24 protein-coding genes and 3 tRNA genes are annotated in these 26,156 nt (G+C 53.5%); 18 read left to right on the forward strand and 9 right to left on the reverse strand.

Going from position 1 to position 26,156, the window contains the following annotated elements:
• Positions 1-83: 83 nt before the first annotated feature.
• Positions 84-160: transfer RNA gene (locus tag APU02_RS20835), tRNA-Asp, on the forward strand.
• Positions 161-323: 163 nt separating this feature from the next.
• The gene (gene dkgB, locus APU02_RS20840) at positions 324-1,127 is read left to right on the forward strand and encodes a 2,5-didehydrogluconate reductase DkgB (RefSeq protein ID WP_060571100.1); all 804 of its coding nucleotides are present in this window, start codon (positions 324-326) and stop codon (positions 1,125-1,127) included.
• A gap of 24 nt (positions 1,128-1,151) precedes the next feature.
• Here the strand turns inward: dkgB and yafC are convergent, their stop codons facing one another.
• On the reverse strand, positions 1,152-2,057 hold the full coding sequence (yafC, locus tag APU02_RS20845) for a DNA-binding transcriptional regulator YafC (protein ID WP_060571101.1): 906 nt from the start codon (positions 2,055-2,057) through the stop codon (positions 1,152-1,154).
• Positions 2,058-2,161: 104 nt separating this feature from the next.
• Here yafC and APU02_RS20850 point away from each other — a divergent pair, with 104 nt between their 5' ends.
• The 3 genes from APU02_RS20850 (at position 2,162) to APU02_RS20860 (ending at position 5,120) form a co-directional block, all read left to right on the forward strand.
• Positions 2,162-3,340 carry an MFS transporter gene (locus APU02_RS20850; protein WP_060571102.1) on the forward strand — a complete coding sequence of 393 codons (1,179 nt, stop codon included), beginning with the start codon at positions 2,162-2,164 and terminating at the stop codon, positions 3,338-3,340.
• 130 nt (positions 3,341-3,470) lie between these two features.
• The gene (locus tag APU02_RS20855; protein ID WP_042286179.1) at positions 3,471-4,271 is read left to right on the forward strand and encodes an endonuclease/exonuclease/phosphatase family protein; all 801 of its coding nucleotides are present in this window, start codon (positions 3,471-3,473) and stop codon (positions 4,269-4,271) included.
• A gap of 78 nt (positions 4,272-4,349) precedes the next feature.
• Positions 4,350-5,120 (forward strand): class I SAM-dependent methyltransferase, encoded by a 771-nt coding sequence (locus APU02_RS20860; RefSeq protein WP_060571103.1) that lies wholly within the window; start codon positions 4,350-4,352, stop codon positions 5,118-5,120.
• A gap of 50 nt (positions 5,121-5,170) precedes the next feature.
• On the opposite strand, the gene mltD is transcribed toward APU02_RS20860, so the two are convergent.
• Complete coding sequence (mltD, locus tag APU02_RS20865; protein WP_042286177.1) at positions 5,171-6,538, reverse strand: murein transglycosylase D; 1,368 nt, start codon at positions 6,536-6,538, stop codon at positions 5,171-5,173.
• Positions 6,539-6,609: 71 nt separating this feature from the next.
• Positions 6,610-7,365, reverse strand: a complete 756-nt coding sequence (gene gloB / locus APU02_RS20870; RefSeq protein WP_042286175.1) for a hydroxyacylglutathione hydrolase — start codon at positions 7,363-7,365, stop codon at positions 6,610-6,612.
• A 33-nt stretch (positions 7,366-7,398) separates the two neighbouring features.
• Between gloB and APU02_RS20875 the strand changes: the two genes are divergently transcribed.
• The gene (locus tag APU02_RS20875; protein WP_042286174.1) at positions 7,399-8,121 is read left to right on the forward strand and encodes a class I SAM-dependent methyltransferase; all 723 of its coding nucleotides are present in this window, start codon (positions 7,399-7,401) and stop codon (positions 8,119-8,121) included.
• On the opposite strand, the gene rnhA is transcribed toward APU02_RS20875, so the two are convergent.
• Positions 8,118-8,588: a ribonuclease HI gene (gene rnhA / locus APU02_RS20880; RefSeq protein WP_042286171.1), complete on the reverse strand. Its 471-nt coding sequence runs from the start codon at positions 8,586-8,588 to the stop codon at positions 8,118-8,120. The two genes, APU02_RS20875 and rnhA, sit on opposite strands and share 4 nt — an antisense overlap.
• 64 nt (positions 8,589-8,652) lie before the next feature.
• Here rnhA and dnaQ point away from each other — a divergent pair, with 64 nt between their 5' ends.
• Together dnaQ and APU02_RS20890 are read left to right on the forward strand one after the other, a co-directional pair.
• Positions 8,653-9,384 carry a DNA polymerase III subunit epsilon gene (gene dnaQ, locus APU02_RS20885; protein WP_082636886.1) on the forward strand — a complete coding sequence of 244 codons (732 nt, stop codon included), beginning with the start codon at positions 8,653-8,655 and terminating at the stop codon, positions 9,382-9,384.
• A 134-nt stretch (positions 9,385-9,518) separates the two neighbouring features.
• Positions 9,519-9,595: transfer RNA gene (locus APU02_RS20890), tRNA-Asp, on the forward strand.
• Positions 9,596-9,661: 66 nt separating this feature from the next.
• On the opposite strand, the gene APU02_RS20895 is transcribed toward APU02_RS20890, so the two are convergent.
• Complete coding sequence (locus APU02_RS20895; protein ID WP_060571104.1) at positions 9,662-10,432, reverse strand: amidohydrolase; 771 nt, start codon at positions 10,430-10,432, stop codon at positions 9,662-9,664.
• Between the two features lie 109 nt (positions 10,433-10,541).
• Positions 10,542-12,986, reverse strand: a complete 2,445-nt coding sequence (gene fadE, locus APU02_RS20900; RefSeq protein WP_060571105.1) for an acyl-CoA dehydrogenase FadE — start codon at positions 12,984-12,986, stop codon at positions 10,542-10,544.
• 239 nt (positions 12,987-13,225) lie between these two features.
• Between fadE and lpcA the strand changes: the two genes are divergently transcribed.
• Both lpcA and APU02_RS20910 read left to right on the forward strand, forming a co-directional pair.
• Entirely contained in the window at positions 13,226-13,804 is a 579-nt protein-coding gene (lpcA, locus tag APU02_RS20905) for a D-sedoheptulose 7-phosphate isomerase (RefSeq protein WP_060571106.1), read from the forward strand.
• 48 nt (positions 13,805-13,852) lie between these two features.
• Complete coding sequence (locus APU02_RS20910) at positions 13,853-14,620, forward strand: class II glutamine amidotransferase (protein ID WP_042286160.1); 768 nt, start codon at positions 13,853-13,855, stop codon at positions 14,618-14,620.
• Here the strand turns inward: APU02_RS20910 and dpaA are convergent.
• The gene (dpaA, locus tag APU02_RS20915) at positions 14,591-15,331 is read right to left on the reverse strand and encodes a peptidoglycan meso-diaminopimelic acid protein amidase (protein ID WP_042286159.1); all 741 of its coding nucleotides are present in this window, start codon (positions 15,329-15,331) and stop codon (positions 14,591-14,593) included. The two genes, APU02_RS20910 and dpaA, sit on opposite strands and share 30 nt — an antisense overlap.
• A gap of 262 nt (positions 15,332-15,593) precedes the next feature.
• Here dpaA and dinB point away from each other — a divergent pair, with 262 nt between their 5' ends.
• Entirely contained in the window at positions 15,594-16,649 is a 1,056-nt protein-coding gene (gene dinB / locus APU02_RS20920; RefSeq protein WP_060571107.1) for a DNA polymerase IV, read from the forward strand.
• A gap of 41 nt (positions 16,650-16,690) precedes the next feature.
• Here the strand turns inward: dinB and pepD are convergent, their stop codons facing one another.
• Entirely contained in the window at positions 16,691-18,148 is a 1,458-nt protein-coding gene (pepD, locus tag APU02_RS20925; RefSeq protein ID WP_060571108.1) for a cytosol nonspecific dipeptidase, read from the reverse strand.
• A 260-nt stretch (positions 18,149-18,408) separates the two neighbouring features.
• Between pepD and gpt the strand changes: the two genes are divergently transcribed.
• The 3 genes from gpt (at position 18,409) to crl (ending at position 20,670) form a co-directional block, all read left to right on the forward strand.
• A complete protein-coding gene (gene gpt, locus APU02_RS20930) occupies positions 18,409-18,867 on the forward strand; it encodes a xanthine phosphoribosyltransferase (protein WP_003863205.1) in 459 nt (152 codons plus the stop codon).
• Between the two features lie 99 nt (positions 18,868-18,966).
• The gene (frsA, locus tag APU02_RS20935; RefSeq protein WP_042286154.1) at positions 18,967-20,211 is read left to right on the forward strand and encodes an esterase FrsA; all 1,245 of its coding nucleotides are present in this window, start codon (positions 18,967-18,969) and stop codon (positions 20,209-20,211) included.
• 57 nt (positions 20,212-20,268) lie between these two features.
• Entirely contained in the window at positions 20,269-20,670 is a 402-nt protein-coding gene (gene crl / locus APU02_RS20940; RefSeq protein ID WP_042286152.1) for a sigma factor-binding protein Crl, read from the forward strand.
• A 45-nt stretch (positions 20,671-20,715) separates the two neighbouring features.
• On the opposite strand, the gene phoE is transcribed toward crl, so the two are convergent.
• Positions 20,716-21,768: a phosphoporin PhoE gene (gene phoE, locus APU02_RS20945; RefSeq protein WP_060571109.1), complete on the reverse strand. Its 1,053-nt coding sequence runs from the start codon at positions 21,766-21,768 to the stop codon at positions 20,716-20,718.
• A gap of 287 nt (positions 21,769-22,055) precedes the next feature.
• On the opposite strand from phoE, the gene proB reads away from it, so the two are divergent.
• The 4 genes from proB (at position 22,056) to APU02_RS20965 (ending at position 26,015) form a co-directional block, all read left to right on the forward strand.
• Positions 22,056-23,159 carry a glutamate 5-kinase gene (proB, locus tag APU02_RS20950; protein WP_042286149.1) on the forward strand — a complete coding sequence of 368 codons (1,104 nt, stop codon included), beginning with the start codon at positions 22,056-22,058 and terminating at the stop codon, positions 23,157-23,159.
• Positions 23,160-23,170: 11 nt separating this feature from the next.
• The gene (gene proA / locus APU02_RS20955; protein ID WP_060571110.1) at positions 23,171-24,424 is read left to right on the forward strand and encodes a glutamate-5-semialdehyde dehydrogenase; all 1,254 of its coding nucleotides are present in this window, start codon (positions 23,171-23,173) and stop codon (positions 24,422-24,424) included.
• A 113-nt stretch (positions 24,425-24,537) separates the two neighbouring features.
• Positions 24,538-24,613 (forward strand) — tRNA-Thr (locus tag APU02_RS20960).
• Between the two features lie 163 nt (positions 24,614-24,776).
• Positions 24,777-26,015 (forward strand): integrase arm-type DNA-binding domain-containing protein, encoded by a 1,239-nt coding sequence (locus tag APU02_RS20965; RefSeq protein ID WP_060571111.1) that lies wholly within the window; start codon positions 24,777-24,779, stop codon positions 26,013-26,015.
• Positions 26,016-26,156 lie beyond the last annotated feature (141 nt).

The following is a 26,156-nucleotide window of genomic DNA, read 5'->3' on the forward strand; positions in this document are numbered from 1 at the left end:
CCCCATGCGAGAGTAGGGAACTGCCAGGCATCAAATTAAGCAGTAGACTGATGTAAAAATCAGTGGTTGTAGAAAAATTCGGTGGAGCGGTAGTTCAGTTGGTTAGAATACCTGCCTGTCACGCAGGGGGTCGCGGGTTCGAGTCCCGTCCGTTCCGCCACTTATTAAGAGCCCTGAGTTAACACTCAGGGCTTTTTCTTTGCCTGCCGTTCCATTATTGCCAAATTCGCAAAAATCCTCTGCGCTTTACGCTCTTTTTCCAGCTGCACCAGAAAGTCATAATCCTTTGAGTTTACAAACATACAGAATTAACGAGGAATTTTATGGCTATCCCGGCATTTGGTTTAGGTACTTTTCGTCTTAAGGACGACGTGGTTATTGCGTCCGTGAAAACAGCTCTCGCGCTGGGCTATCGTGCTGTCGATACGGCACAAATTTATGACAATGAAGCGGCAGTAGGGCAGGCGATTGCAGAAAGCGGCATTCCACGCGGTGACTTATACATCACCACCAAGATCTGGACTGAAAATCTGAGCAAAGACAAGCTCATTCCCAGCCTGAAAGAAAGTCTTAAAAAGCTACGTACCGATTATGTCGATCTGACGCTAATCCACTGGCCTTCGCCTAATGATGCTGTTCCGGTTGCAGAATTTATGCAGGCATTGCTGGAAGCGAAAGAGCAAGGACTCACTCGTGAAATCGGTATCTCGAACTTCACTATCCCATTGATGGAAAAAGCCATTGCCGCCGTAGGCGTTGATAATATCGCGACAAATCAGATTGAGCTGTCGCCTTATTTGCAAAACGGTAAAGTGGTTGAGTGGGCAAAACAGCACGGCATCCATATCACCTCTTACATGACCCTGGCGTATGGTAAAGCTCTGAATGATGAAGTGATTTCCCGTATTGCAGCGAAGCATAGCGCAACGCCAGCCCAGGTGATCCTGGCGTGGGCAATAGGTGAAGGCTATTCAGTCATTCCCTCTTCCACAAAACGGGAAAACCTCGCGAGTAATCTTCAGGCGCTGAATCTGAAGCTGGATGCTGAAGATAAACACGCAATCGCCACGCTGGACTGTAACGATCGCCTGGTCAGTCCCGAGGGGTTGGCGCCAGAGTGGGATTAATTCCTGATCTGTGCCTTCTCCCTTTCAGACAGCTCCTTCGGGAGCTGTTTTGATATGTTCGCTCAGAAAGTCGATGAACGCCCGAATGCGAGTACTCACCGCGCGATCGCTGTAATACACCGCGCTGAATGGCATCTCTACCGGCAAACGTTTATCGGCCATGAGCTCAATCAGCTCACCCCGCTCGATCTCCCGATCAATCATATAATCTGACAGACAGGCAATGCCGTTGCCGCTAAGGCAAAGCTGTTTAAGCGTCTCTCCGCTATTCGATGAAATACCGCATATAATTTCGTGAAGCTGACCGTCGCGACAGGCGATGGGCCAGGTATTAAGCGAGACCGGTTCGCTAAAGCCCAGGCAAAGGTGCTGCTTCAACTCTTCTACCGTCTCGGGTTTACCAAAACGCGATACATACTCTGGCGAGGCAATAATTTTACGGTAGCTGGTAAACAATGGTCGGGCGCGCAGGCTCGAATCCGTCAATGTGCCCGCGCGGATAGCCACATCCACTTTCCGTTCAATAAGATTGATAAAGGTCTCGGAAGAAACCAGAGAAAGGATAATCTCTGGATAACGCTCACGAAACGGTTTAATCAGCGGCATCAGAAAGTGCAGAACGACTGGCGTGGCCGCGTCAATGCGCAGCAGGCCACGCGGCGTGGTTCGCGTCTCCATAATCTCGGTCTCTGCCGCAGCCATCTCCTGCAGTACGGACTGCACGCGCCGGAAGTAACGTTCGCCTTCTTCCGTCAGGCTGAGCTGACGGGTAGTACGGTTAAGGAGACTGACGCCAAGCTTCATTTCCAGTTTTTTAACGGCCCGGCTGACTGCTGAGTTTGCCTGACCAAGTTGTTCCGCTGCGCGGCTAAAGCTTCCGCTTTCCACCACTGATACAAAGATAGCAAGTTCTTCCGATGTTGCTTTCATTTTTGCCTCTGAAGCAAAATTGTATTGTTATTTTGGATATTTTTGTAATTAAACCATCCCGGCATACTGCGTGTCATCTGAATAGTGATGAACTGGAGTAATTTATGCCTCTCGCGTTATTCGCGCTAACAATAAGCGCATTTGCTATTGGTACCACCGAGTTTGTGATTGTGGGGCTGGTGCCGACCATTGCCGAACAGTTATCTGTCTCCCTTCCTTCGGCGGGGATGCTGGTTTCTATCTATGCGCTGGGTGTTGCTATTGGCGCGCCAGTGCTGACCGCGTTGACAGGGCGCTTACCGCGTAAGCAGCTCCTGGTCGCGCTGATGGTATTGTTCACGGCGGGTAATCTGTTGGCCTGGCAGGCGCCGGGTTACACCACCCTTATTATTGCCCGGCTACTTACCGGATTGGCTCACGGGGTATTTTTCTCCGTTGGCTCCACCATCGCGACCAGTCTGGTGCCAAAAGAGAAAGCGGCATCCGCCATTGCCATTATGTTTGGTGGGCTGACAGTGGCTCTGGTCACTGGCGTGCCGCTGGGGACGTTTATCGGTCAACATGTTGGCTGGCGTGAAACGTTTCTGGCGGTTTCCCTGTTAGGCGTTATCGCGCTGATCGGCAGCCAGCTATTGATTCCGGCGAACATACCCGGACGCGCCGCGGCATCCCTCCGCGATCAACTGCGCGTATTAACGCATCCACGTTTGCTGCTTATTTATGCCATTACCGCGCTCGGGTATGGCGGCGTCTTTACCGCGTTTACTTTTCTCGCGCCGATGATGCAGGAGCTTGCGGGTTTCTCACCCTCAGCGGTGAGCTGGATCTTACTGGGATATGGCGTATCCGTGGCGGTGGGGAATATCTGGGGCGGCAGACTGGCAGATAAGCATGGTGCGGTACCCGCGCTAAAATTTATCTTTGCGGCGTTGTTTCTCCTGCTGATGGTGTTTCAGTTCACGGCCACCCTGCACTACGCTGCGCTGGCAACGATACTGGTGATGGGGATTTTCGCGTTTGGCAATGTTCCGGGACTGCAGGTCTATGTCGTGCAAAAGGCTGAGCTGTTTACCCCAAATGCGGTTGATGTCGCGTCGGGGCTGAATATTGCCGCCTTTAATATTGGCATTGCGCTGGGATCGGTGATTGGCGGGCAGACGGTTGAGCATGTTGGGCTGGCGCAGACGCCGTGGATCGGCGCGCTGATTGTTTTGGGCGCTTTTTTATTGCTTGGCGTCAGTGGCCGAATGGACAAGCCGCAACGCGTGGTCGCACTGGGGTAAGTGGCTTAAGTCAGCGCTTACTTACAAACAAACAGTAATTGGTCGTTGAAAGTGTGAGCTAAAATCCCTATAACAGAAGAACCAGTCCGACACCGGACTGGTTGACGTTACAGAGGTTTGAAAGTTAAAAGTGCGAAAAAACACCTATGCCATGCGCTACGTTGCCGGACAACCCGCTGAGCGGATATTGCCGCCCGGGTCGTTTTCGAGCATCGGCCAGGCATTACCCGCCGGGGCGCCGTTAAGCAGTGAAGATCGGATACGCATCCTGGTGTGGAACATATTCAAGCAGCAGCGGGCCGAATGGCTGTCGGTGCTGAAAAATTTCGGTAAAGACGCGCATTTGGTGTTATTACAGGAAGCACAGACCACGCCGGAGCTGGTCCAGTTTGCGACCGCTAACTATCTGGCGGCCGATCAGGTACCGGCGTTTGTGTTGCCGCAGCACCCGTCCGGGGTGATGACGCTGTCAGCCGCGCATCCGGTTTATTGTTGTCCTCTTCGCGAGCGTGAGCCGATACTGCGTCTCGCCAAGTCTGCACTGGTCACGGTCTATCCGTTACCGGATACGCGACTGCTGATGGTCGTGAATATTCACGCAGTGAACTTTAGTCTGGGGGTTGATGTGTACAGTAAGCAGTTACTTCCCATCGGCGACCAGATAGCGCATCACAGTGGTCCGGTGATTATGGCCGGTGATTTTAACGCCTGGAGCCGACGTCGTATGAATGCGCTGTATCGCTTTGCGCGTGAGATGTCCCTGCGGCAGGTTCGCTTTACTGACGATCAGCGCCGTCGGGCGTTTGGTCGTCCTCTCGATTTTGTCTTTTACCGTGGTCTGAACGTCAGCGAGGCTTCCGTACTGGTGACGCGCGCTTCCGATCACAATCCGCTACTCGTCGAATTCAGTCCCGGCAAACCTGATCAATAAGGTGAGTCAGGTCTGCCGTTGGGGCAGACCTGTCTGCGGTGCTGCCCTTTATCTTGTCAACAACGAAAGGACAGCACAATGACATCCCATTCCCACCACGATAACGTTGAAAAACAGTTTGGCTCTCAGGCCAGCGCTTATTTAACCAGCGCAGTACATGCCTCCGGACGCGACTTACAGCGTCTGGCAGCACGCTTGTTCTCTTTGCCGCAGGCCCGCTTGCTGGACATGGGGTGTGGCGCCGGCCATGCCAGCTTCGTCGCGGCGCAGAACGTCAAAGAGGTGGTGGCGTATGATTTATCCTCTCAGATGCTCGATGTTGTCGCTCACGCCGCAAACGAGAAGGGGTTTAGCAATATCACTACCCGTCAGGGTTATGCCGAAACCTTGCCATTTGAAGACGGCGTTTTTGACGTGGTTATCAGCCGATACTCCGCACATCACTGGCATGATGTCGGACGGGCGTTGCGGGAAGTGAATCGGGTACTGAAGCCGGGCGGGGTATTGATCGTGATGGATGTTATGTCCCCAGGACATCCGGTACGGGATATCTGGTTACAGACCGTTGAAGCGTTGCGGGACACCTCTCACGTGCGTAATTATTCTGCTGGCGAGTGGCTGTCGTTGATCAGCGAGGCGAGTTTCGTGGCCGACTCGTTATTGACCGATCGTCTGTCGCTGGAATTCCATTCATGGGTTACGAGAATGCGAACTCCCGCAGCGCTGGTGGAGGCGATCCGTATTTATCAGGAGAGTGCCTCGGCAGAAGTAAAAGCTTACTTCGACTTACAGGGCGACGGTTCATTCTGCAGCGACACGATAATGGTTGAAGCCCACAAAGCGGCATAAATAAAAAAGGCACTGGGGGGAATCCAGTGCCTTTATTTTTATTACCGCCTTCAGGAGTCCGGCGTAGCGTTGTTTTTTACAAACAACGTCAGCTGATCACCCGGCTGCAGATTTGCCGTATCGCTGTTCCAGCGCATCACATCTTTGATGTTTACGCCGTGACGTTTAGCAATGCTCGACAACGAATCGCCTTTCCGCACGCGATAGGTAATGCTGTCGCTGTTATTGGCCAGTCGCTGTGCACTGCTGCCAGCGCCGATCGTCAGGCTTTGGCCCACTTTCAACGATGATCCGCGCAGTTTATTCCACTGCTGCAAATCTCTGGTGCTCACGCCGAGACGCGAAGCAATGCCGGAAAGTGTATCGCCTGAACGAACGGTATAGCTACGACTGTTCAGCGGCGTGTTATCGGCCACCAACGTAGACTGCACGGCAGCAATCTCGCCGGAAGCCAGCGACTCACGCAGTTGCTCTGCATGCTTCTTTGGCACCATCACATACTGTGGACCGCTAACGCCCAACGTGGAGCCTTTCACTCCCGCGTTAAAGGTCTTCAGCTTGCTGACGGAGATCCCCGCCATGTCTGCAACCTGCGCCATTTCAACCGGGCTGCTCAAGCGTACACGCGCCAGTGCCCGGCTTTCGTCCGGGGTGGGCAGACTCACGCCGTAACGTTTACTGTTCTTAAGAATATCGCTCAAGGCCAGCATCTTAGGCACATACAGCTTCGTTTCACGCGGCAACGGCAACGACCAGAAGTCAGTGGATTTTCCACGCGCCTTGTTCGCTTTGATTGCCTTCATGACCCGACCTTCGCCGCTGTTATACGCCGCTACGGTCAGTAACCAGTCGCCATCAAACATCTTGTTCAGACGCTGCATCATGTCGAGCGCTGCGGTTGTGGAGGCCACAAGATCGCGACGCGCATCATAATTGCGGGTCTGTTTTAAACCGTAATTGCGTCCCGTGCTCGGAATGATCTGCCAGATACCTGCGGCATTGGCGCCAGACGTTGCGTGAGGATCAAAAGCGCTCTCCACTATGGGTAGTAGTACCAGTTCCATCGGCATGTTACGTTTCTTAACCTGCCCGGCTATCCAGTACATATACGGCTCTGCCCGTAAAGTTACATCGTGGAGATAGCTCTTATTGCGTAAATACTTTTGTTTCTGTTCGCGAATCCGGTCATTCTCCGGAATTCCCATCTTTAGCTCGTCGCCAATGAAAGCCCACAAGTCTTGATCCTGCGCGAGGGACGTCCCATCGTCCATCCATCGCGCCTGACTCGTAAACTTTCCTGCTTCCCCTTGACCAGCTGCAGAAAGGCTCTGTGCGTGCTGTTGGACATTGCCTGCGTTTTGAGACGACTGGCAACCCACGAGCAGGACAGAGGCGAGTAATATCGCTTTTGCCTTCATGTGTGTGTCAATAGTTGCTTAAAAGACGACCGATCATAACGGCGAAGTTTTGAAAAGGCAACCCGGAATTGTCAGAAGGTGTCTTTCTTTGACCTTAACCATGCAAAACGCTGTTCAGGGTGTTGCAATATTGTTTCTTTGTTAATTTCATTAATTAAATCAGGATCTTCTGTTCGCAGAAAAATATTATTTTGCCGCTCATTTTTCAGAATTACGGGTAGTGTCATTTGTTTTTTTACCCGTAACTCATTAACTTTACGATAATAATCATTTATGAACGAATCGTGCGGAAGAATGCTTAAAGCAAACTTAAGATTTGCTAACGTATACTCATGAGCACAGCAAACAAGCGTATCATCAGGAAGTGCAGTTATTTTTTTAAGGGATTGATACATCTGGCTGGCAGTCCCTTCAAATAGCCGTCCGCAACCGCCCGAGAAAAGCGTGTCGCCGCAAAAAAGGTAAGGATGACTAAAGTAACAGATATGTCCTAAAGTGTGACCCGGGGTAGCGAATACGCTAAATTCATGTCCCAAAATGGGCACGGAATCGCCCTCTTTGACGATATGCGTAGCGCCTTTATTTTGTGTTTCTGCCGGTCCGTATACCACCAGGTGTGGAAAGTTTTGCGCCAGTTCTTTTACCCCGCCAACGTGATCGTTATGGTGATGCGTCAATAAAATGGCTTCGGGTTGCCAATGATTCTCGGCAATGGCGTGCAGGACTGGCGCGGCGTCGCCCGGATCGACAATCAGGCAACGACCTTCGTCATCACTCAGAACCCAGATGTAGTTGTCCTCAAACGCCGGAATACTGTTAAGATTCATTTATTACCTCTCTATGCGTAACGGATGGTTGTGATGAAACCGGCAAGGAACCCTCAGACAGTTGTAGCACCCGATCGCTGGGGCGATTTGCCCTGGGGCGAGTACTATCGTGAGGCGCTGGAACAACAGCTTAATCCGTGGTTCGCTAAAATGTATGGATTTCACCTGCTTAAAGTGGGCAATTTAAGCGCAGAAATCAACACAGAAGCCTGCGCGGTGTCTCATCAGGTCAATGTGTCGACCAAAGGCTCGCCTGTCCAGGTTCAGGCCGATCCGCTACATCTTCCTTTCGCCCCGAAATCGGTCGATGTCTGCCTGTTGGCGCACACGCTCCCCTGGTGCGACGATCCTCACCGTCTACTGCGCGAAGCCGATCGTGTACTGATTGATGATGGCTGGCTGGTGCTCAGCGGTTTTAACCCGGTGAGCCTGATGGGGCTGCGTAAGCTGGTGCCGGTGCTGCGTAAGTCACCTCCTTACAATAGCCGAATGTTTACGCTGATGCGCCAGTTGGACTGGCTGTCCTTGTTGAATTTTGAGGTGATGTATTACAGCCGCTTTCATGTGCTGCCGTGGAAAAAGAACGGCGGAAAAATGCTGAGCGCGCATCTTCCTGCATTGGGCTGTATGCAGACGATTGTGGCGCGTAAGCGCACGATTCCGCTTACGCTTAACCCAATGAAACAGAGCAAAACCAAAGCGCGAATTCCCCAGGCCGTGGGCGCCACCCGGCAATTTCGCAAACCGGACGCTTAAGCTTCTTCTGTCTGATAACCGACATCTTCCCGGGTTGGGTTCATGGCTGCTGCGCGCGCCAGCTCATCGCAGCGTTCGTTTTCCGGATGGCCTGCGTGGCCTTTTACCCATTCCCATTTTATTTGATGCTGGCCGAGCGCTGCATCAAGCCGTTTCCACAAATCGACATTTTTTACCGGCTTTTTCTCTGCCGTTTTCCAGCCGCGTTTTTTCCAGTTGTGGATCCATTGAGTAATCCCCTGGCGCACGTACTGGCTGTCGGTGCTTAAAATGACTTCACAATGTTCTTTGAGCGCCTCCAGCGCAACGATCGCCGCCATGAGCTCCATGCGGTTGTTGGTGGTGAGGGTATAACCTTCACTAAAGGTTTTCTCGCGTCCGCGATAGCGTAAAATCGCCCCATAACCTCCCGGACCGGGATTACCCAGGCAGGAGCCATCGGTGAAAATTTCTACCTGTTTAAGCATCTCTGGTAGACTTCCTGTAATTGAATCGAACCCTAAAACGACAAGTCTGACATAAATGACCGCTATGAGCACTGCAATTACACGACAGATCGTCCTCGATACCGAAACCACCGGTATGAACCAGATTGGCGCGCACTACGAGGGGCACAAGATCATTGAGATCGGCGCGGTGGAAGTCATCAACCGGCGTCTGACGGGCAATAACTTTCATATCTATCTTAAGCCTGACCGGCTGGTGGACCCGGAAGCGTTCGGCGTTCACGGAATTGCGGATGAGTTTCTGCTGGATAAGCCAACCTTTGCCGAAGTGGCCGATGAGTTTCTCGACTATATCCGTGGCGCAGAGCTGGTGATTCATAACGCGTCGTTTGATATCGGCTTTATGGATTACGAGTTCGCGAAGCTCAATCGCGATATCCCTAAAACCAACACCTTCTGTAAAGTTACCGACAGTCTGGCGCTGGCAAGAAAGATGTTCCCCGGCAAGCGCAACAGCCTTGATGCGTTATGTTCGCGTTATGAGATCGATAACAGCAAACGTACGCTTCACGGCGCATTGCTCGATGCCCAGATCCTGGCCGACGTTTATCTGGCGATGACGGGCGGACAAACGTCGATGACTTTTGCCATGGAAGGGGAAACTCAGCAGCAACAGGGTGAAGAGACAATCCAGCGTCTTGTGCGTCAGGCTCGCAAACTACGCGTTGTTTTTGCCTCTGATGAGGAGGTCGCCGCCCATGAATCGCGTCTTGACCTGGTTGAGAAAAAGGGCGGAAGCTGCCTTTGGCGGGCGTAAGTCAGGCCGTTAATGATGTAAAAATCGCCGTCCGGGTGAAATTTAGAGCAAACGATTAAAAACATGAGAAAAAGCGTTGACGAGGTGCATACCAATCCGTAATATGCGCTTCGTTCCCAAGTGGAACACAACGCGGAGCGGTAGTTCAGTTGGTTAGAATACCTGCCTGTCACGCAGGGGGTCGCGGGTTCGAGTCCCGTCCGTTCCGCCACTATTCAGAAAGCCTGAATCAGCAATGATTCAGGCTTTCGTCGTTTTTGCATGGCTTCAACATCTCTTACCATAACGTAAACCCGTCCGCGTCCTGCCAGGCGGGAAACTTTTCCCGATATTCCTTCAGTGCGCTCAGCGACAGGTCTGCGTCGATCCGTGTCGCCTGGTGGGCGTCCGCGGTCGCAATGATTTCGCCCTGAGGATTGATTACCCGACTGTCGCCTCGGTAGTGATGTCCATTGCCGTCGGTGCCGACGCGATTACATCCCGCCACGTAAGCCTGGTTTTCGATAGCGCGCGCCGCCAGCAGCGTCTGCCAGTGCAGCGAACGGGGAGCGGGCCAGTTGGCGACGTACAGCGCCAGATCGTAGTCGTTTCGGTTACGCGACCACACCGGAAAGCGCAGGTCATAGCAAATCAGCGGCAGGATCCGCCAGCCGCGCCAGTCGACCACTTTTCGGGTGTCACCCGACTGATAATATTCATGCTCGTCCGCCATGCGAAACAAATGACGCTTATCGTAAAAGTGTACCGTTCCTTCGGGCTCAACCAGCAAAAAGCGGTTTACCGCTCCTGTCTCGCCTGGCAGGGCTACGCTACCGGCAATCATCGCATTTGTTTGTCGCGCCTTGCCTCGCATCCAGTCAATCACGTCCTCCTGAGAAAGCGCGCTGCTGGCGGCTTCCATGGCAAAGCCTGTGGTGAACATCTCCGGCAAAACGATCAGATCGCGTCCGCTCATAAGTTCAAGCTGCAGGTCAAAATGACGTAAATTAGCGGGACCATCCATCCACACCAGCGATTGTTGCAGCAGCGTAATTTTCAGGCCAGGCATGGTCGATACTCCTTTTTGAACAGCATCCAAACACTGTAGCACGAGGTTTCAGGAAACGGGGGCAATAAAAAGCCCTGCCGGAGCAGGGCTAAACGATGAGGCGAAAGCGTTATGCCGCTTCGACTTTACGCGTCTTCTCCGGCAGCTTTACCGGCTGTGTCGCCAGCGCATCGGCGTCGAAATCATCCACGTTGATGCTGCGCAGACGGCTCTCTTCGGCTTTGACCAGAATGGCGGCTTCATCTTTGTCGATCAAGCCTTTCGCCAGCGCGTTCTGCGCCAGTTCGTCCAGACGGGTAAACGGCAGGTTTTTGCCAATCTCTTTACAGATCCGCTGGTGGATTGGTTCGGCGGCAATGATGTCACGCAATGCTGCTTCCAGCAGGCCTACCGGATTATGCTCACTCGGCGTCAGGTACTGGCCGCGGCCAATACGGTCGCGCGTCGCGTTTGGCACCTGGAGGATTTTCGCCACTTTATGATCCAGCTTATCCGATGGCGCCAGATAGTGACGACCGGTCGGGAAGATCACCACGTTCAGCAGACCGGCAACCAGACGATTTGGGAAGTTTTGCAACAGATCGTCAATGGCCTGCTCTGCCTGATACAACGCATCCTGAACCCCCCAGTGAACCAGCGGCAGGTCAGCCTCATGACGGCCTTCATCGTCATACCGCTTCAGCACCGCCGAGGCCAGATACAGCTGGCTCAATACATCCCCCAGACGCGCGGAGATACGCTCGCGACGCTTCAGGCTACCGCCCAGCACCGCCATAGAAACATCGGACAGCAGCGCCAGGTTTGCGCTCAGACGGTTAAGATGCTGGTAGTAACGTTTGGTTGCGTCGCTGGTTGGCGAGGTGCTGGTAAGGCCGCGCGTCAGACCCAGCCAGAAACTGCGAACTTTATTGCTGCCGACGTGACCGATATGTTTAAACAACAGCTTATCGAATGCGTTAACGTCGTTGTTCTGCGCGGCGGCCATTTCCTCCAGTACATACGGATGGCAGCGTATCGCGCCCTGACCAAAGATCATCATGCTGCGGGTCAGGATATTCGCGCCTTCAACGGTAATCGCGATTGGCGCGCCCTGATAAGCGCGGGCAAGGAAGTTGCCTTCGCCCAGCATAATGCCTTTACCGCCAGTAATATCCATCGCGTCGATGATTGACTGCTGACCGCGATGCGTACAGTGGTACTTCACAATGGCCGACAGGACAGCCGGTTTCTCACCGAGCATAATGCCATAGGTAATCAGCGACGCCGCTGCGTCCATCACGTAGGCGTTACCGGCGATGCGCGCTAACGGTTCTTCAATACCCTCCATCTTACCGATAGAGATTTTAAACTGACGACGGATATGGGCATAAGCGCCGGTCGCCATGGCAACGGACTTCAGTCCTCCCGTCGAGTTTGACGGCAGGGTGATCCCACGGCCGACCGAGAGGCATTCGACCAGCATACGCCAACCCTGACCGGCCATTTTCGGCCCGCCAATGATGTAATCGATCGGCACAAAGACATCTTTGCCGCGCGTTGGACCGTTCTGGAACGGCACGTTCAGCGGGAAGTGGCGGCGACCAATTTCTACGCCAGGCGTCGAGGTGGGGATCAACGCGCAGGTAATGCCGAGCTCTTCTTCACCACCCAGCAGTTTTTCCGGATCAGACAGCTTAAACGCCAGCCCCAGTACGGTGGCGATCGGCGCGAGCGTGATGTAACGCTTGTTCCAGGTCAGGCGCATCCCCAACACCTGCTGACCCTGCCATTCACCCATACAGACGATACCGGTGTCCGGAATGGCTCCCGCATCGGAACCCGCTTCCGGGCTGGTCAGCGCAAAGCAGGGAATTTCCTGACCGCGGGCCAGGCGAGGCAGATAGTGGTCTTTCTGCTCCTGGGTACCGTAATGTTGCAGCAGTTCCCCGGGCCCTAATGAGTTGGGTACGCCAACGGTAATCGCCAGAATCCCGGAAACGCCGGACAGTTTTTGCAACACGCGCGACTGGGCGTAGGCAGAAAATTCCAGACCGCCGTACTCTTTTTTGATGATCATCGCAAAGAAGCGATGTTCTTTCAGGAAGGCCCATAATTCGGGCGGCAGATCCGCCAGCTCATGCGTGATCTGGAAATCGTTCGCCATGCGGCACGCTTCTTCTACCGGACCGTCAATAAACGCTTGTTCTTCTGCGGTCAGGCGCGGCTGTGGGTAATTGTGCAGTTTTTTCCAGTCCGGTTTCCCCTGGAACAGATCGCCTTCCCACCAGGTGGTCCCGGCATCGATGGCTTCTTTTTCGGTGCGCGACATTGGCGGCATGACCTTACGGAAGCCGCGGAACACCGGCGCGGAAATCATCGACTTGCGCATTGGCGTCACGTTAAACGGCACCAGAATAATGGCCAGAGGCACCAACAGCCAGATGTTCCACAGTCCGGCCACACCGAGTGCTGCCGTCCATACGAGCAGGATCAGGCTGCTAAGGAATAAGCTCACGCGGTGATAAAACAGCGCGCCGAGCAAAACAATCGTAGCGAGAATACTCAAAATCATCATAACGAAAAGCTCCCTTGCTTGTAGGAGGTCTGACCACTTGTGATGATTAGGTTGTAGTGGATGTAAATTCTTTTAGCAATGTGTTTACAAAATAATTACAACGAAGCTCACATTGTTGCCGTTTGTCGCGGCACGAAAAATCAAAAGGGCGGGGGATGAGCGAGGCTTGTGCTTCTCGCTTCCGGTGCTATCCGGTACACTGCATTCTGTCATTTACATTCATGCTGAAGGATATCCTCATGTACCAGGATCTTATTCGTAACGAACTGAACGAAGCGGCGGAAACGCTGGCTAACTTTTTAAAAGATGACGCCAACATTCACGCCATTCAGCGCGCGGCGGTCCTGCTGGCAGACAGTTTTAAAGCGGGTGGTAAGGTGCTTTCCTGCGGCAACGGCGGCTCCCACTGCGACGCTATGCACTTTGCGGAAGAACTGACCGGCCGTTACCGTGAAAACCGTCCGGGCTATCCGGCGATTGCCATTTCTGACGTCAGCCACATTTCCTGCGTCAGCAACGATTTTGGCTACGACTACGTCTTTTCTCGTTACGTCGAAGCCGTGGGGCGCGAAGGCGATGTACTGTTAGGCATCTCCACGTCCGGCAATTCCGGCAACGTGATCAAAGCCATCGCCGCAGCGCGCGAAAAGGGCATGAAAGTGATCACCCTGACTGGCAAAGACGGCGGCAAAATGGTGGGAACGGCCGATATCGAAATTCGCGTGCCGCATTTTGGCTACGCCGATCGTATTCAGGAAATCCACATTAAAGTGATCCATATCCTGATCCAACTGATCGAAAAAGAGATGGTTAAGTAAGGCTTCGCTGGGGGGCAAACTGGTCCCCCGCTGTTGTGGAGGTGATATATGTGCGAACTGCTCGGGATGAGCGCCAATGTGCCCACCGACATTTGCTTTAGTTTTACCGGGCTGGTACAGCGTGGGGGCGGCACCGGACCGCATAAAGACGGCTGGGGTATCACCTTTTATGAAGGCAAAGGCTGTCGCACATTTAAAGATCCCCAGCCCAGCTTTAACTCCCCCATCGCCAGACTGGTACAGGAGTATCCGATAAAATCCTGCTCGGTGATAGCCCATATTCGTCAGGCGAATCGCGGCGAAGTGGCGCTGGAGAACACCCATCCTTTTACCCGCGAGCTGTGGGGGCGTAACTGGACGTATGCCCATAACGGGCAGCTTAGCGGTTATAAATCTCTCGAAACCGGCAACTTCCGTCCGGTTGGCGAAACAGACAGTGAAAAGGCGTTTTGCTGGATGCTGCATAAGCTCACCCTGCGTTACCCACGCACGCCGGGCAACATGGCCTCGGTGTTTAAATATATCGCGACGCTGGCGGGGGGGCTGCGGGAAAAAGGCGTGTTCAATATGCTGCTGTCAGACGGACGCTATGTGATGGCGTTCTGCTCAACGAATCTGTACTGGATCACGCGCCGGGCGCCGTTTGGCGTTGCTACGCTGCTGGATCAGGATGTGGAAATTGACTTCAGCTCGCAGACCACACCTAACGATGTGGTCTCGGTGATCGCCACTCAACCGCTGACGGGCAATGAAACCTGGCAAAAGATCATGCCAGGCGAGTGGGCGTTATTTTGTCTCGGGGAGCGTATAGTTTGACGCCAGCTGCGGGTGAACCACCTCGTGGCTCAACGGCTTGCTGACCACATAGCGGCCATCGACAACGGAAACGGTCGGTGGCTTGCGGGTCTGCTCAAAGTAGTCGTAGCCTGGCTTTAACTGCGCCCAGAACGACTTGTAATAAGAGTACTTGTGACGCTGCATATTGGCGTCGGTCATGCGGAACGGGTAGATGCTGACCTGAACGCTCGGCTGGCCAAACACCAGCGCGCCGGTGACGAACTGGAAAATCTCGTCAATCCCGCTGTCGGTCATGGCGTAGCAGCCAACGGACACGCAGGCGCCGTGAATCATCAGATACTTGCCCTCATAACCGTGTGCGCGGTCATAGGCGTTAGGAAAGCCAATGTTAATGGCTTTATAGAAACGGCTGTCCGGTTTGAGCTGGCTACGCTGAACGCTGTAAAAACCTTCCGGGCTTTTGAAATCTCCCTGGCGCTGTTTAGGGCCTAAACCGCCGGAGTAATTACAAATCTTATAGCTGTCGAGCAACTGGTACTGTTCGCCCATCTTAACGTAGAGATCAAGCGTGCGCTCTTCTTTAAAGATCTGAATATAGACAGGCGAACCCATCAACTGCTGCTTATACTCTTTGCTGATCGGCGTCGTGGAGCTATTGCTACTCAGCAAACCGGCGAATGACACGCACGGGATCAAAAGCATCGCAATAAACAATGCGATTTTACGCATACTGCTTGTTCCTTGATAAAACGGTTACACATGCCAGAACGGCAAATATCAGTACCCAAAATCGGACGAATCTGGATTTTAAGCGCTCACATTAGCACCACGGCAGTTTTTCGCAAGCCCCGCGTGTTGTGTTTACACTTTACGCTAAAACGAATTAAGACATTTCTTTAATTGCATCTCTTTTGACACCACATTATGGGTTCTTCATTGACTTCTCATTCCCTAAAAATACTGTATACTTAAACAGTGTGCGGGAGGGGCGATGCGTAAAATCATACATGTTGATATGGACTGTTTTTTCGCCGCGGTTGAAATGCGCGACAACCCCGCGCTGCGCGATATTCCCATCGCCATTGGCGGCAGCCGGGAGCGGCGTGGCGTGATCAGCACTGCCAATTATCCGGCGCGAAAGTTTGGCGTGCGCAGCGCGATGCCCACCGGAATGGCGTTAAAGTTATGCCCGCACCTCACCTTATTACCCGGTCGTTTCGATGCGTATAAAGAAGCGTCAGAACATATCCGCGAAATTTTCTCCCGCTACACCTCGCGCATTGAACCCCTCTCGCTGGACGAGGCCTATCTTGACGTCACCGACAGCACCCACTGTCATGGCTCCGCGACGCTTATCGCTCAGGAAATTCGCCAGACCATTTTTAACGAACTGCGGTTGACCGCTTCTGCGGGCGTCGCACCGGTAAAATTTCTGGCAAAAATCGCTTCTGATCTGAATAAACCAAACGGGCAGTACGTGATCACGCCAGCAGACGTTCCGGCATTTCTCGAAACGCTGCCGCTGGAAAAAATCCCCGGCGTGGGAAAAGTCTCTGCGGCAAAACTGGAAAGTATGGGACTGCGTACCTGCGGCGATATTCAGCATTTTGACCTGGCGACGCTGTTAAAACGCTTTGGCAAATTCGGACGCATTATCTGGGAGCGCAGTCAGGGAATTGACGGGCGGGACGTCAACAGCGAGCGCCTGCGAAAATCCGTGGGTGTCGAACGGACGATGGCGGAAGATATTCATCACTGGTCGGAATGTGAGGCAATCATCGAGCGCTTATACCCCGAGCTTGAACGCCGTCTGGCAAAGGTCAAGCCGGATTTATTAATCGCCCGTCAGGGGGTGAAATTAAAATTTAATGATTTTCAGCAAACCACCCAGGAACACGTCTGGCCGCGGTTGAACAAAGACGATTTACTTTCTACCGCGCGTAAAACCTGGGACGAAAGACGGGGAGGGCGAGGCGTTCGTCTGGTGGGATTACACGTTACGCTGCTTGACCCGCAGCTGGAGCGGCAGTTACTGCTGGGGTTATAGACGACCGGATGGCGTAGCGCCATCCGGTATGGATTACCGACTTATTTTGCCGGGATCGCTTTCAGCAGTTCCGTCAGCAGCGTCCAGTAATGACCCACGCTTTCGATATGAACCTGCTCATCCGGCGAGTGCGGACCGGTAATGGTTGGCCCGATGGAAACCATGTCCATGTCCGGGTACGGTTTTTTGAACAGACCGCATTCCAGACCTGCGTGGATGATCTGAATGTTCGGCGTCTTGTTGAACAGACGCTGATAGGTTTCCCGCACCAGGTGCATCACCGGCGAGTTAGCATCCGGTTGCCAGCCCGGGTAGCCGCCTTTCGCTTCGGTTTTCGCGCCTGCCAGCTTGCCGAGAGAATCCAGCATACTCACCACGTAGTCTTTACCGCTGTCGATCAGCGAACGGATCAGGCAGTGAATTTCTACGTTGTCGTCAGTCATGGTGACCACGCCCACGTTTAACGACGTTTCCACCACGCCTTTGGCGACGTCAGAATTGCGGATCACGCCGTTCGGGGTCGCGTTCAGCAGACGAATAAAGCTGTCGCGAGACTGCGCGGTCAGCGCCGCTTTCTCGTTGGTCGTCGTTTCCAGCAGAACCACGAGATTTTTCTCTTTCTCTGCCAGTTCGTTTTTCAGGATAGCCTGGTAAGTATTGACCCGCGCTTTCAGCGCCTCGACCTTATCAGCCGCAACCGCAACGGTGGCAAACGCTTCGCGCGGAATCGCGTTACGCAGGGTGCCGCCATTAAAGTCGACCAGACGCAGATCCAGCTCTTGCGCATGACCGGCGAGGAAGCGCACCAGCAGCTTGTTGGCGTTACCGAGGCCAACGTGGATTTCGCCGCCGGAGTGGCCGCCCTTCAACCCTTTCAGGGTTAGCTTAACGCACTGGAAGCCCGCCGGAACGGCTTCGCGCTCAAGCTTCAGGTTAGAGGTAAAATCAATCCCCCCTGCGCAGCCCATGTAGATCTCACCCTCTTCTTCAGAGTCGGTATTGATCAGAATGTCCGCCTGCAGCCAGTTGGCCTGCAGACCAAACGCGCCGTCCATTCCGGCTTCTTCGGTCATGGTCAGCAGCACTTCCAGCGGTCCGTGGACTACGCTGTCATCGGCTAAAACCGCCAGCGCAGAGGCCATACCAATGCCGTTGTCTGCCCCCAGAGTGGTGCCGCGCGCTTTTACCCACTCGCCGTCGATATAGGGCTGAATAGGATCTTTGGTGAAATCGTGTACGGTGTCGTTATTTTTCTGCGGCACCATGTCGAGGTGCGCCTGCAGCACGACCGGCTTGCGGTTTTCCATGCCTGCGGTCGCGGGCTTGCGAATCAGGATATTACCGACCTGGTCGCGCTCTACGTGGAAACCTTTCTCTTTCGCCCAGCCAACAATGTGCTCAGCGAGCTGTTCTTCATGATAGGACGGATGCGGAATGGAGCAGATTTTGGCAAAAATATCCCACAGCGGTTGTGGTGATAACTGAGACAGTTCAGACACGTTGAGTCTCCTCATCGGTGTACGGCAAACAGGCTTGTCGCACACAGGGTTAGCAGGTTAATCATTACCACAAGTCAGGCTTGCGCAATGCGGTTGAGAATACCACTTTCTTTGTCGGCGGGTAGTATAAAGCACGTAAAAAGAGGGGCGGATACCGCGAAACACTGGTTTTTGCTGCGTCAGATCTCTATAATCTCGCGCAACCTATTTCCCCCTCGAACACTTTTTAAGCCGTAGATAAACAGGCTGGGACACTTCACATGAGCGAAAAATACGTCGTCACCTGGGACATGTTGCAGATTCACGCACGCAAACTGGCAGCTCGCCTGATGCCTTCAGAACAGTGGAAAGGCATTATTGCCGTTAGCCGTGGTGGTCTGGTACCGGGCGCATTACTGGCGCGTGAATTGGGTATTCGTCATGTCGATACCGTTTGCATCTCCAGCTACGATCACGACAACCAGCGCGAACTGAAAGTGCTCAAGCGCGCGGAAGGCGACGGTGAAGGCTTTATCGTCATCGACGATCTGGTCGATACCGGTGGAACCGCGGTGGCTATCCGCGAAATGTATCCGAAAGCCCACTTCGTCACGATCTTTGCCAAACCGGCAGGCCGTCCGCTGGTTGACGACTATGTTATTGATATCCCGCAGGATACCTGGATTGAGCAGCCATGGGACATGGGCGTGGTCTTCGTTCCGCCGATTTCTGGTCGCTAATCTCCGCACGTTTCAACGCCTGGCAATGCCGGGCGTTGTTCTCTTTACGCCATGACAGGTTACAATAAGCCTCAGTAAGTATTTAAGGAGGCTGCACGCATGTCACAGGCTAACCTCAGTGAAACCCTGTTCAAACCCCGCTTTAAACATCCTGAAACGTCGACCCTGGTTCGTCGGTTCAATGCCGGTACGCAGTCGCCGGTGCAATCCACGCTGGACGGTAAAAACGTTCCCCACTGGTATCGTATGATTAACCGCCTGATGTGGATCTGGCGCGGCGTGGACCCGTGGGAAATCCTCGACGTGCAGGCGCGCATCGTCATGAGCGAAGCCGAGCGCACCGACGCTGAACTGTACGATACGGTGGTTGGCTACCGCGGCGGCAACTGGATTTATGAATGGTCGAAACAGGCGATGGACTGGCAGCAGAAGGCTTGTCAGGAGCAGGACGCTGAACGCAGCGGTCGCCACTGGCTGCATGCGTCCACGCTGTATAATATTGCCGCCTACCCACATCTGAAAGGCGACGAGCTGGCTGAGCAGGCGCAGGCGTTGGCTAACCGGGCTTATGAAGAGGCGGCGCAGCGGTTGCCCGGTACGCTGCGTGAAATGGAGTTCGCTATTCCCGGCGGTTCGCCCGTGACCGGCTTTTTACATATGCCGAAAGGCGACGGGCCGTTCCCGACCGTACTGATGTGCGGCGGCCTCGACGCCATGCAAACTGATTATTACACCTTGTATGAGCGTTACTTCGCCCCGCGCGGCATCGCCATGCTGACGCTGGATATGCCGTCGGTAGGGTTCTCGTCGAAGTGGAAACTCACTCAGGATTCCAGCCTGTTGCATCAGCATGTGCTGAAAGCGTTGCCTAACATACCGTGGGTGGACCACACCCGCGTGGCGGCGTTTGGTTTCCGCTTTGGCGCGAACGTGGCGGTGCGCCTCGCTTATCTTGAGTCGCCGCGTCTGAAAGCGGTAGCCTGCCTCGGCCCGGTTGTACACGCGTTGCTTAGCGACGTGCAACGCCAGCGCGCCGTACCGGAAATGTATCTTGACGTGCTGGCGAGCCGGCTGGGGATGCACGACGCCTCCGACGACGCGCTGTGCGTTGAGCTTAATCGCTACTCGCTGAAGGTGCAGGGACTGCTCGGCAGACGCTGCCCGACGCCCATGCTGTCGGGCTTCTGGAAGAACGATCCGTTCAGTCCGGAGGAAGAGTCGCGTTTAATCACCTCTTCATCCGCCGATGGTAAACTTTTAGAGATACCGTTTAACCCGGTGTATCGCAATTTTGACAAAGCGCTCCAGGAAATCACGCACTGGATTGAAAAGAGATTGTGTTAATAATTTGCTAAATTCTACTGTTTTGGTAAAACAGTTGCTTCATAACAGGAGATCGCAATGACGTTACCGAGTGGACACCCGAAGAGCAGGTTGATTAAGAAGTTTACCGCGCTAGGTCCTTACATCCGTGAAGGCAAGTGCGAAGATAATCGATTCTTTTTCGATTGCCTGGCAGTTTGCGTCAACGTGAAGCCTGCGCCTGAGCTGCGCGAATTTTGGGGCTGGTGGATGGAACTGGAAGCACAGGAAAATCGCTTCACTTACAGTTACCAGTTTGGTCTGTTTGACAAAGCGGGGGACTGGAAGGCGGTTCCGATTAAGGATACCGAAGTGGTTGAGCGACTGGAATATACCCTGCGAGAATTTCACGAGAAGCTGCGTGAGTTATTGAACTCACTACAGCTTTCGCTGGAACCTGCTGACGATTTCGCCGATGAACCGGTGAAGTTAAGCGCATAAAGCGAAAAATGCCGGATGCGCGAAACGCCATCCGGCAATGTATCATCAGAACTGATAAGTCATACCCAGCGCAACGATGTCATCGCTGCTCACGCCCAGTTTATTGTCGTCATCGATCTGGTTGATTTTGTAATCAACAAAGGCGGACATGTTTTTATTGAAATAGTACGTCATGCCGACATCGATATATTTCACGATATCTTCATCACCAACGCCTTCAATATCTTTGCCTTTGGACTGCACGTAGCCCAGAGACGGACGCAGACCAAAGTCGAACTGATATTGCGCAACGGCTTCGAAGTTCTGCGCTTTATTGGCAAAACCGCCGGAGATTGGCGCCATGTTGCGGGTTTCAGAATAGATTGTGGCCAGGTAAATATCGTTACCATCATATTTCAGACCAGTCGCCCAGCCTTCTGCATTTTGCCCCTGGCCGCGCGCCTGCTGATTCTGCTCATTGGTACGGTCAGAGTTGGCGTATGCGCCGATAATCGCGAAGTCGCTGCCGCCGAAGTCATAGCTCAGTGAAGTGCCGAAGCCGTCACCGTTCTGTTTCTTCACGTCGCGATTTTCGTTTTTGCCCTGATATTGCAGGGTCATATTCAGGCCGTCGATCATCCCGAAGAAGTCGGTGTTGCGGTAAGTGGCCAGGCCGCTGGCGCGCTTGGTCATGAAGTTATCGGTTTGCGCCAGGCCGTCACCGCCGAATTCCGGGAACATGTCGGTCCAGGCGGCGACGTCATACAGCGCGCCGAGGTTACGACCGTAGTCAAACGAGCCATACTCACCAAATTTAAGACCGGCAAATGCCAGACGCGTCTTCTGACCGCTCTCACTTTCGGTTTTATTGCCGGCGAATTCAGCTTCCCAGCGACCGTAACCGGTCAACTGATCGTTGATCTGCGTTTCGCCTTTAAAGCCAAAACGGATATAGGTCTGGTCGCCGTCTTTTGCATTATCATCGCTGAAATAGTGCATCGCTTTCACTTTGCCATACACATCCAGTTTATTACCGTTCTTGTTATACACTTCTGCTGCCTGCACGGATGCCGATGCAACAATTCCCATCACCACTAATGCCAGAGTGCTCTTTTTCATTTTCAGTCCTGATTTATCTAACGCGCAACTATTCATTGGGAGTGTCCCCGTGAAAAAAACAGGATGGTTTTTATCGTTCTGCAATGAAAGTTTTATGACAAAGTCAGAATAATTTTAAAAAAGAGGTTTTATTTATCACGGTAATAAAACCGTCAAACTTTGCCGCTACGCTTGCTGATCCTGCGCAACAAAATTTCATGCTTTGTGCGCTGCTTGTTGGCAACCGGGGCCAGTCCTGCTAAAACGTTCGTTTGATATCATTTCCCTATTTTGAACGGCAGAGAATCATGAGTGACAGCCAGACGCTGGTGGTAAAACTCGGCACCAGTGTGCTAACGGGCGGATCGCGCCGCCTGAACCGTGCCCACATCGTAGAACTTGTTCGTCAGTGCGCGCAGCTGCACGCCGCAGGACATCGTATTGTTATCGTTACCTCTGGCGCGATTGCCGCCGGGCGCGAACATCTGGGCTACCCGGAACTGCCCGCCACCATCGCCACCAAGCAACTGTTGGCCGCGGTAGGGCAGAGTCGTCTGATTCAACTGTGGGAACAGCTGTTTTCGATTTACGGCATTCACGTCGGACAGATGCTGCTGACCCGCGCGGATATGGAAGACCGTGAACGCTTCCTTAACGCCCGCGACACGCTACGCGCGCTGCTTGATAACAATATCGTTCCGGTGATCAACGAGAACGACGCGGTGGCGACCGCTGAAATCAAAGTGGGCGATAACGACAATCTTTCGGCGCTGGCGGCTATCCTGGCGGGCGCGGATAAACTGTTGCTGCTGACCGACCAGCAGGGGCTGTTCACTGCAGACCCGCGCACTGATCCGCAGGCAGAACTGATCAAAGACGTTTATGGTATTGATGACGCGCTGCGCGCGATTGCCGGCGACAGCGTTTCTGGTCTGGGAACGGGCGGCATGAGCACCAAACTGCAGGCCGCCGACGTCGCCTGCCGCGCCGGTATCGACACTATTATCGCCGCAGGCAGCAAGCCGGGCGTGATTGGTGACGTAATGGAAGGTCTCTCCGTGGGTACCCGTTTTCACGCCCAGGCCTCGCCGCTGGAAAACCGCAAGCGCTGGATCTTCGGCGCGCCGCCTGCCGGGGAAATTAGCGTCGATGAAGGGGCGACCGCCGCCATTCTGGAGCGCGGCAGCTCATTGCTGCCAAAAGGCATTAAAAGCGTGACAGGCAATTTCTCGCGTGGTGAAGTGATCCGCATCTGTAATCTGGAAGGGCGCGACATCGCCCACGGCGTAAGCCGCTACAACAGCGACGCGCTGCGCCGCATTGCCGGACACCACTCACAGCAGATTGATGCGATTCTGGGCTACGAATACGGCCCGGTCGCCGTTCATCGTGATGATATGATTACCCGCTAAGGAGCAGACAGATGCTGGAACACATGGGCAAAGCGGCAAAAGCCGCGTCGTACCAACTGGCGCTGCTCTCCAGCCGTGAAAAAAATCGCGTGCTGGAAAAAATCGCCGACGAGCTGGAAGCGCAAAGGGAAATCATCCTTAGCGCCAACGCCGAGGACGTGGCGAGAGCGCGTGAGAACGGCCTGAGCGAAGCGATGCTCGATCGTCTGGCGCTCACCCCTGCGCGTCTGAAGGCGATTGCCGACGATGTGCGTAAGGTATGCCATCTGGCCGATCCGGTCGGGGAGGTGATGGATGGCAGGCTGCTGGACAGCGGACTGCGTCTGGAGCGTCGCCGGGTTCCGTTGGGGGTGATTGGCGTGATTTATGAAGCGCGGCCTAACGTCACCGTGGATGTCGCCTCGCTGTGTCTGAAAACCGGCAACGCCGCCATTCTACGCGGCGGTAAAGAGACGTATCGGACCAACGCGGTAACCGTAGGCGTTATCCAGCAAGCGCTTAACGCCTGCGGTTTACCGGAAGCCGCTGTTCAGGCGATTGACAGCCCTGACCGCGCGCTGGTGAACGAGATGCTGCGGATGGACAAATACATCGATATGCTGATCCCTCGCGGCGGCGCCGGGCTGCACAAGCTGTGCCGCGAGCAGTCGACTATCCCGGTCATCACCGGCGGGATCGGCGTGTGTCATATTTTTGTTGATGATAGTGCCGACATTAAACCGGCGCTGAATATCATCGTCAACGCCAAGACCCAGCGTCCGAGCACCTGTAATACCGTGGAAACCCTGCTGGTGCATCAGGACATTGCCGAACGTTTCCTGCCCGCGCTGAGTCAGCAGATGGCTGAAAGCGGCGTAACGCTGCATGCGGATGCTAACGCGCTTGGGCCGTTGAGCGCGGGTCCGGCACACGTTGTAGCAGTGAAAGCGGAAGAGTACGACGATGAGTTCCTGTCGCTGGATCTGAACGTAAAAATTGTTGCCGATCTTGATGATGCTATCGCGCATATCCGCGAACACGGAACCCAACATTCAGACGCTATCCTGACGCGTACGATTCACAACGCAAACCGCTTTGTGAATGAAGTGGATTCTTCCGCTGTTTACGTCAACGCCTCCACGCGCTTTACCGATGGCGGTCAGTTCGGCCTGGGCGCGGAAGTGGCGGTAAGCACGCAGAAACTTCACGCCCGCGGCCCGATGGGGCTCGAGGCGTTGACCACATACAAGTGGATCGGCATCGGCGACGATACGATTCGTGCGTAAAACCAACCGGATGATGCAAAAATAGGCATTTGAATCGCAAGGCCATTGACGCATCGCCCGGTTAGTTTTAACCTTCTACCCCGTGTTCACGCTCGTGGACACGTCCTTTCAGGGCCGATATAGCTCAGTTGGTAGAGCAGCGCATTCGTAATGCGAAGGTCGTAGGTTCGACTCCTATTATCGGCACCATTTCAAACTCTTCTCAAGTCTACCGAAATCAACTTAAAGCCCGTATACTGCGGTTTCTAGCCCGTATTTTATCTCCTGTTATCAACTGGACTCAACTGGAATCAAGTTACAGTTGGGGGCATAAGTGGGGGCATTCTGTGTTCGGTCCAGGGAGATGCCCCCAATGAAGCTAAATGCACGACAGGTAGACGCCGCTAAACCCAGAGAGAAGGCCTACAAGCTGGCAGATGGTGCTGGTTTGTATCTTGAGGTTGTTCCCTCTGGTTCCAGATACTGGCGGATGAAGTATCGCTTCAATGGAAAAGAGAAGCGTATGGCTTTTGGTGTCTATCCAGCAGTGTCCCTTGCACAAGCGAGGGCACTACGTGATGAAGCCAAGAAAAAGCTGGCTGAGGGCATCGATCCGTCTTTCGCTAAGAAAGAAGAAAAGCTGGTTCGCGATGTGCAGCTCAACAACACGTTTCAGGCTGTGGCGCTTGAATGGCACGGAACGAAGGTGAGCCGGTGGTCAGAAGGTTATGCCTCAGACATTATCGAAGCTTTCAATAAAGATATTTTCCCCTATATCGGCCAGCAGCCGGTGAATGAAATCAAACCGCTAGTTCTGCTGAATGTGCTGCGTCGAATGGAGAACCGTGGCGCGACAGAGAAGGCCAAGAAAGTTCGCCAGCGCTGCAGTGAAGTCTTTCGTTACGCCATCGTTACCGGTCGTGCGGAATACAATCCTGCAGCGGATCTAACCAGCGCGATGTCAGGGCATGAATCGAAGCATTATCCCTTCCTTACTGTTGAGGAGTTACCAGACTTCTTTAAAGCTCTCGCAGGCTATACAGGAAGCCCGTTAGTTGTTCTTGCAGCACGTCTGCTGATCCTTACGGGAGTTCGCACCGGTGAGCTCCGAGGTGCTTTCTGGAGTGAGTTTGATCTTGAAAAAGCGGTGTGGGAAATTCCTGCCGAACGAATGAAAATGAAGCGGCCCCATCTTGTGCCTCTCTCTACCCAAGCGCTGGAAATCGTACAGCAACTCAAAGTGATGTCAGGGCAATATCCGCTGGTGTTTCCTGGAAGGAATGACCCCCGTAAAACGATGAGCGAAGCGAGTATAAATCAGGTGTTCAAGCGGATCGGATATACGAGGAAGGTAACGGGGCATGGTTTCCGCCACACGATGAGTACGATTTTGCATGAGGAAGGGTTCAATACAGCGTGGATTGAAACCCAGCTGGCTCACGTTGATAAGAATGCGATTCGTGGGACGTATAACCATGCGTTGTATCTGGATGGGCGGAGGGAGATGATGCAGTGGTATGCAAACTATATGGCTGAGTTGCAAAAAGGGGAGACACTAAAAAGGAATATTCTCGAAACATATAAAATAGCTAAAAGACATCTAGATCTCTAGGAGGCTATTTTCATTCGGAGTATCTTAGATACCTCTTTTCTTGATAGTTAGTTTTGCACCAAAAACAGACATTCTGATTGCAAAGTAATTTAGCAATTTTAATAGAATTAGATTCGTAATTTTTTTATAGGGGAATATTGG

This window comes from Citrobacter sp. 50677481 (assembly GCF_001463265.1).
In the GTDB taxonomy this organism is placed as follows: domain Bacteria; phylum Pseudomonadota; class Gammaproteobacteria; order Enterobacterales; family Enterobacteriaceae; genus Citrobacter_A; species Citrobacter_A sedlakii.

Excerpts from the sequence above, each read along its gene's own strand:
- APU02_RS20860 (WP_060571103.1), top strand. The coding sequence starts at position 4,350 with ATGACATCCCATTCCCACCACGATAACGTTGAAAAACAGTTTGGCTCT.
- rnhA (WP_042286171.1), bottom strand. The coding sequence starts at position 8,588 with ATGCTTAAACAGGTAGAAATTTTCACCGATGGCTCCTGCCTGGGTAAT.
- frsA (WP_042286154.1), top strand. The coding sequence starts at position 18,967 with ATGTCACAGGCTAACCTCAGTGAAACCCTGTTCAAACCCCGCTTTAAA.
- dnaQ (WP_082636886.1), top strand. The coding sequence starts at position 8,653 with ATGAGCACTGCAATTACACGACAGATCGTCCTCGATACCGAAACCACC.
- dinB (WP_060571107.1), top strand. The coding sequence starts at position 15,594 with ATGCGTAAAATCATACATGTTGATATGGACTGTTTTTTCGCCGCGGTT.
- phoE (WP_060571109.1), bottom strand. The coding sequence starts at position 21,768 with ATGAAAAAGAGCACTCTGGCATTAGTGGTGATGGGAATTGTTGCATCG.
- APU02_RS20910 (WP_042286160.1), top strand. The coding sequence starts at position 13,853 with ATGTGCGAACTGCTCGGGATGAGCGCCAATGTGCCCACCGACATTTGC.
- APU02_RS20850 (WP_060571102.1), top strand. The coding sequence starts at position 2,162 with ATGCCTCTCGCGTTATTCGCGCTAACAATAAGCGCATTTGCTATTGGT.
- proB (WP_042286149.1), top strand. The coding sequence starts at position 22,056 with ATGAGTGACAGCCAGACGCTGGTGGTAAAACTCGGCACCAGTGTGCTA.
- lpcA (WP_060571106.1), top strand. The coding sequence starts at position 13,226 with ATGTACCAGGATCTTATTCGTAACGAACTGAACGAAGCGGCGGAAACG.
- gpt (WP_003863205.1), top strand. The coding sequence starts at position 18,409 with ATGAGCGAAAAATACGTCGTCACCTGGGACATGTTGCAGATTCACGCA.
- crl (WP_042286152.1), top strand. The coding sequence starts at position 20,269 with ATGACGTTACCGAGTGGACACCCGAAGAGCAGGTTGATTAAGAAGTTT.
- fadE (WP_060571105.1), bottom strand. The coding sequence starts at position 12,986 with ATGATGATTTTGAGTATTCTCGCTACGATTGTTTTGCTCGGCGCGCTG.
- proA (WP_060571110.1), top strand. The coding sequence starts at position 23,171 with ATGCTGGAACACATGGGCAAAGCGGCAAAAGCCGCGTCGTACCAACTG.
- mltD (WP_042286177.1), bottom strand. The coding sequence starts at position 6,538 with ATGAAGGCAAAAGCGATATTACTCGCCTCTGTCCTGCTCGTGGGTTGC.
- dkgB (WP_060571100.1), top strand. The coding sequence starts at position 324 with ATGGCTATCCCGGCATTTGGTTTAGGTACTTTTCGTCTTAAGGACGAC.
- gloB (WP_042286175.1), bottom strand. The coding sequence starts at position 7,365 with ATGAATCTTAACAGTATTCCGGCGTTTGAGGACAACTACATCTGGGTT.
- dpaA (WP_042286159.1), bottom strand. The coding sequence starts at position 15,331 with ATGCGTAAAATCGCATTGTTTATTGCGATGCTTTTGATCCCGTGCGTG.
- APU02_RS20965 (WP_060571111.1), top strand. The coding sequence starts at position 24,777 with ATGAAGCTAAATGCACGACAGGTAGACGCCGCTAAACCCAGAGAGAAG.
- yafC (WP_060571101.1), bottom strand. The coding sequence starts at position 2,057 with ATGAAAGCAACATCGGAAGAACTTGCTATCTTTGTATCAGTGGTGGAA.
- APU02_RS20875 (WP_042286174.1), top strand. The coding sequence starts at position 7,399 with ATGAAACCGGCAAGGAACCCTCAGACAGTTGTAGCACCCGATCGCTGG.
- APU02_RS20895 (WP_060571104.1), bottom strand. The coding sequence starts at position 10,432 with ATGCCTGGCCTGAAAATTACGCTGCTGCAACAATCGCTGGTGTGGATG.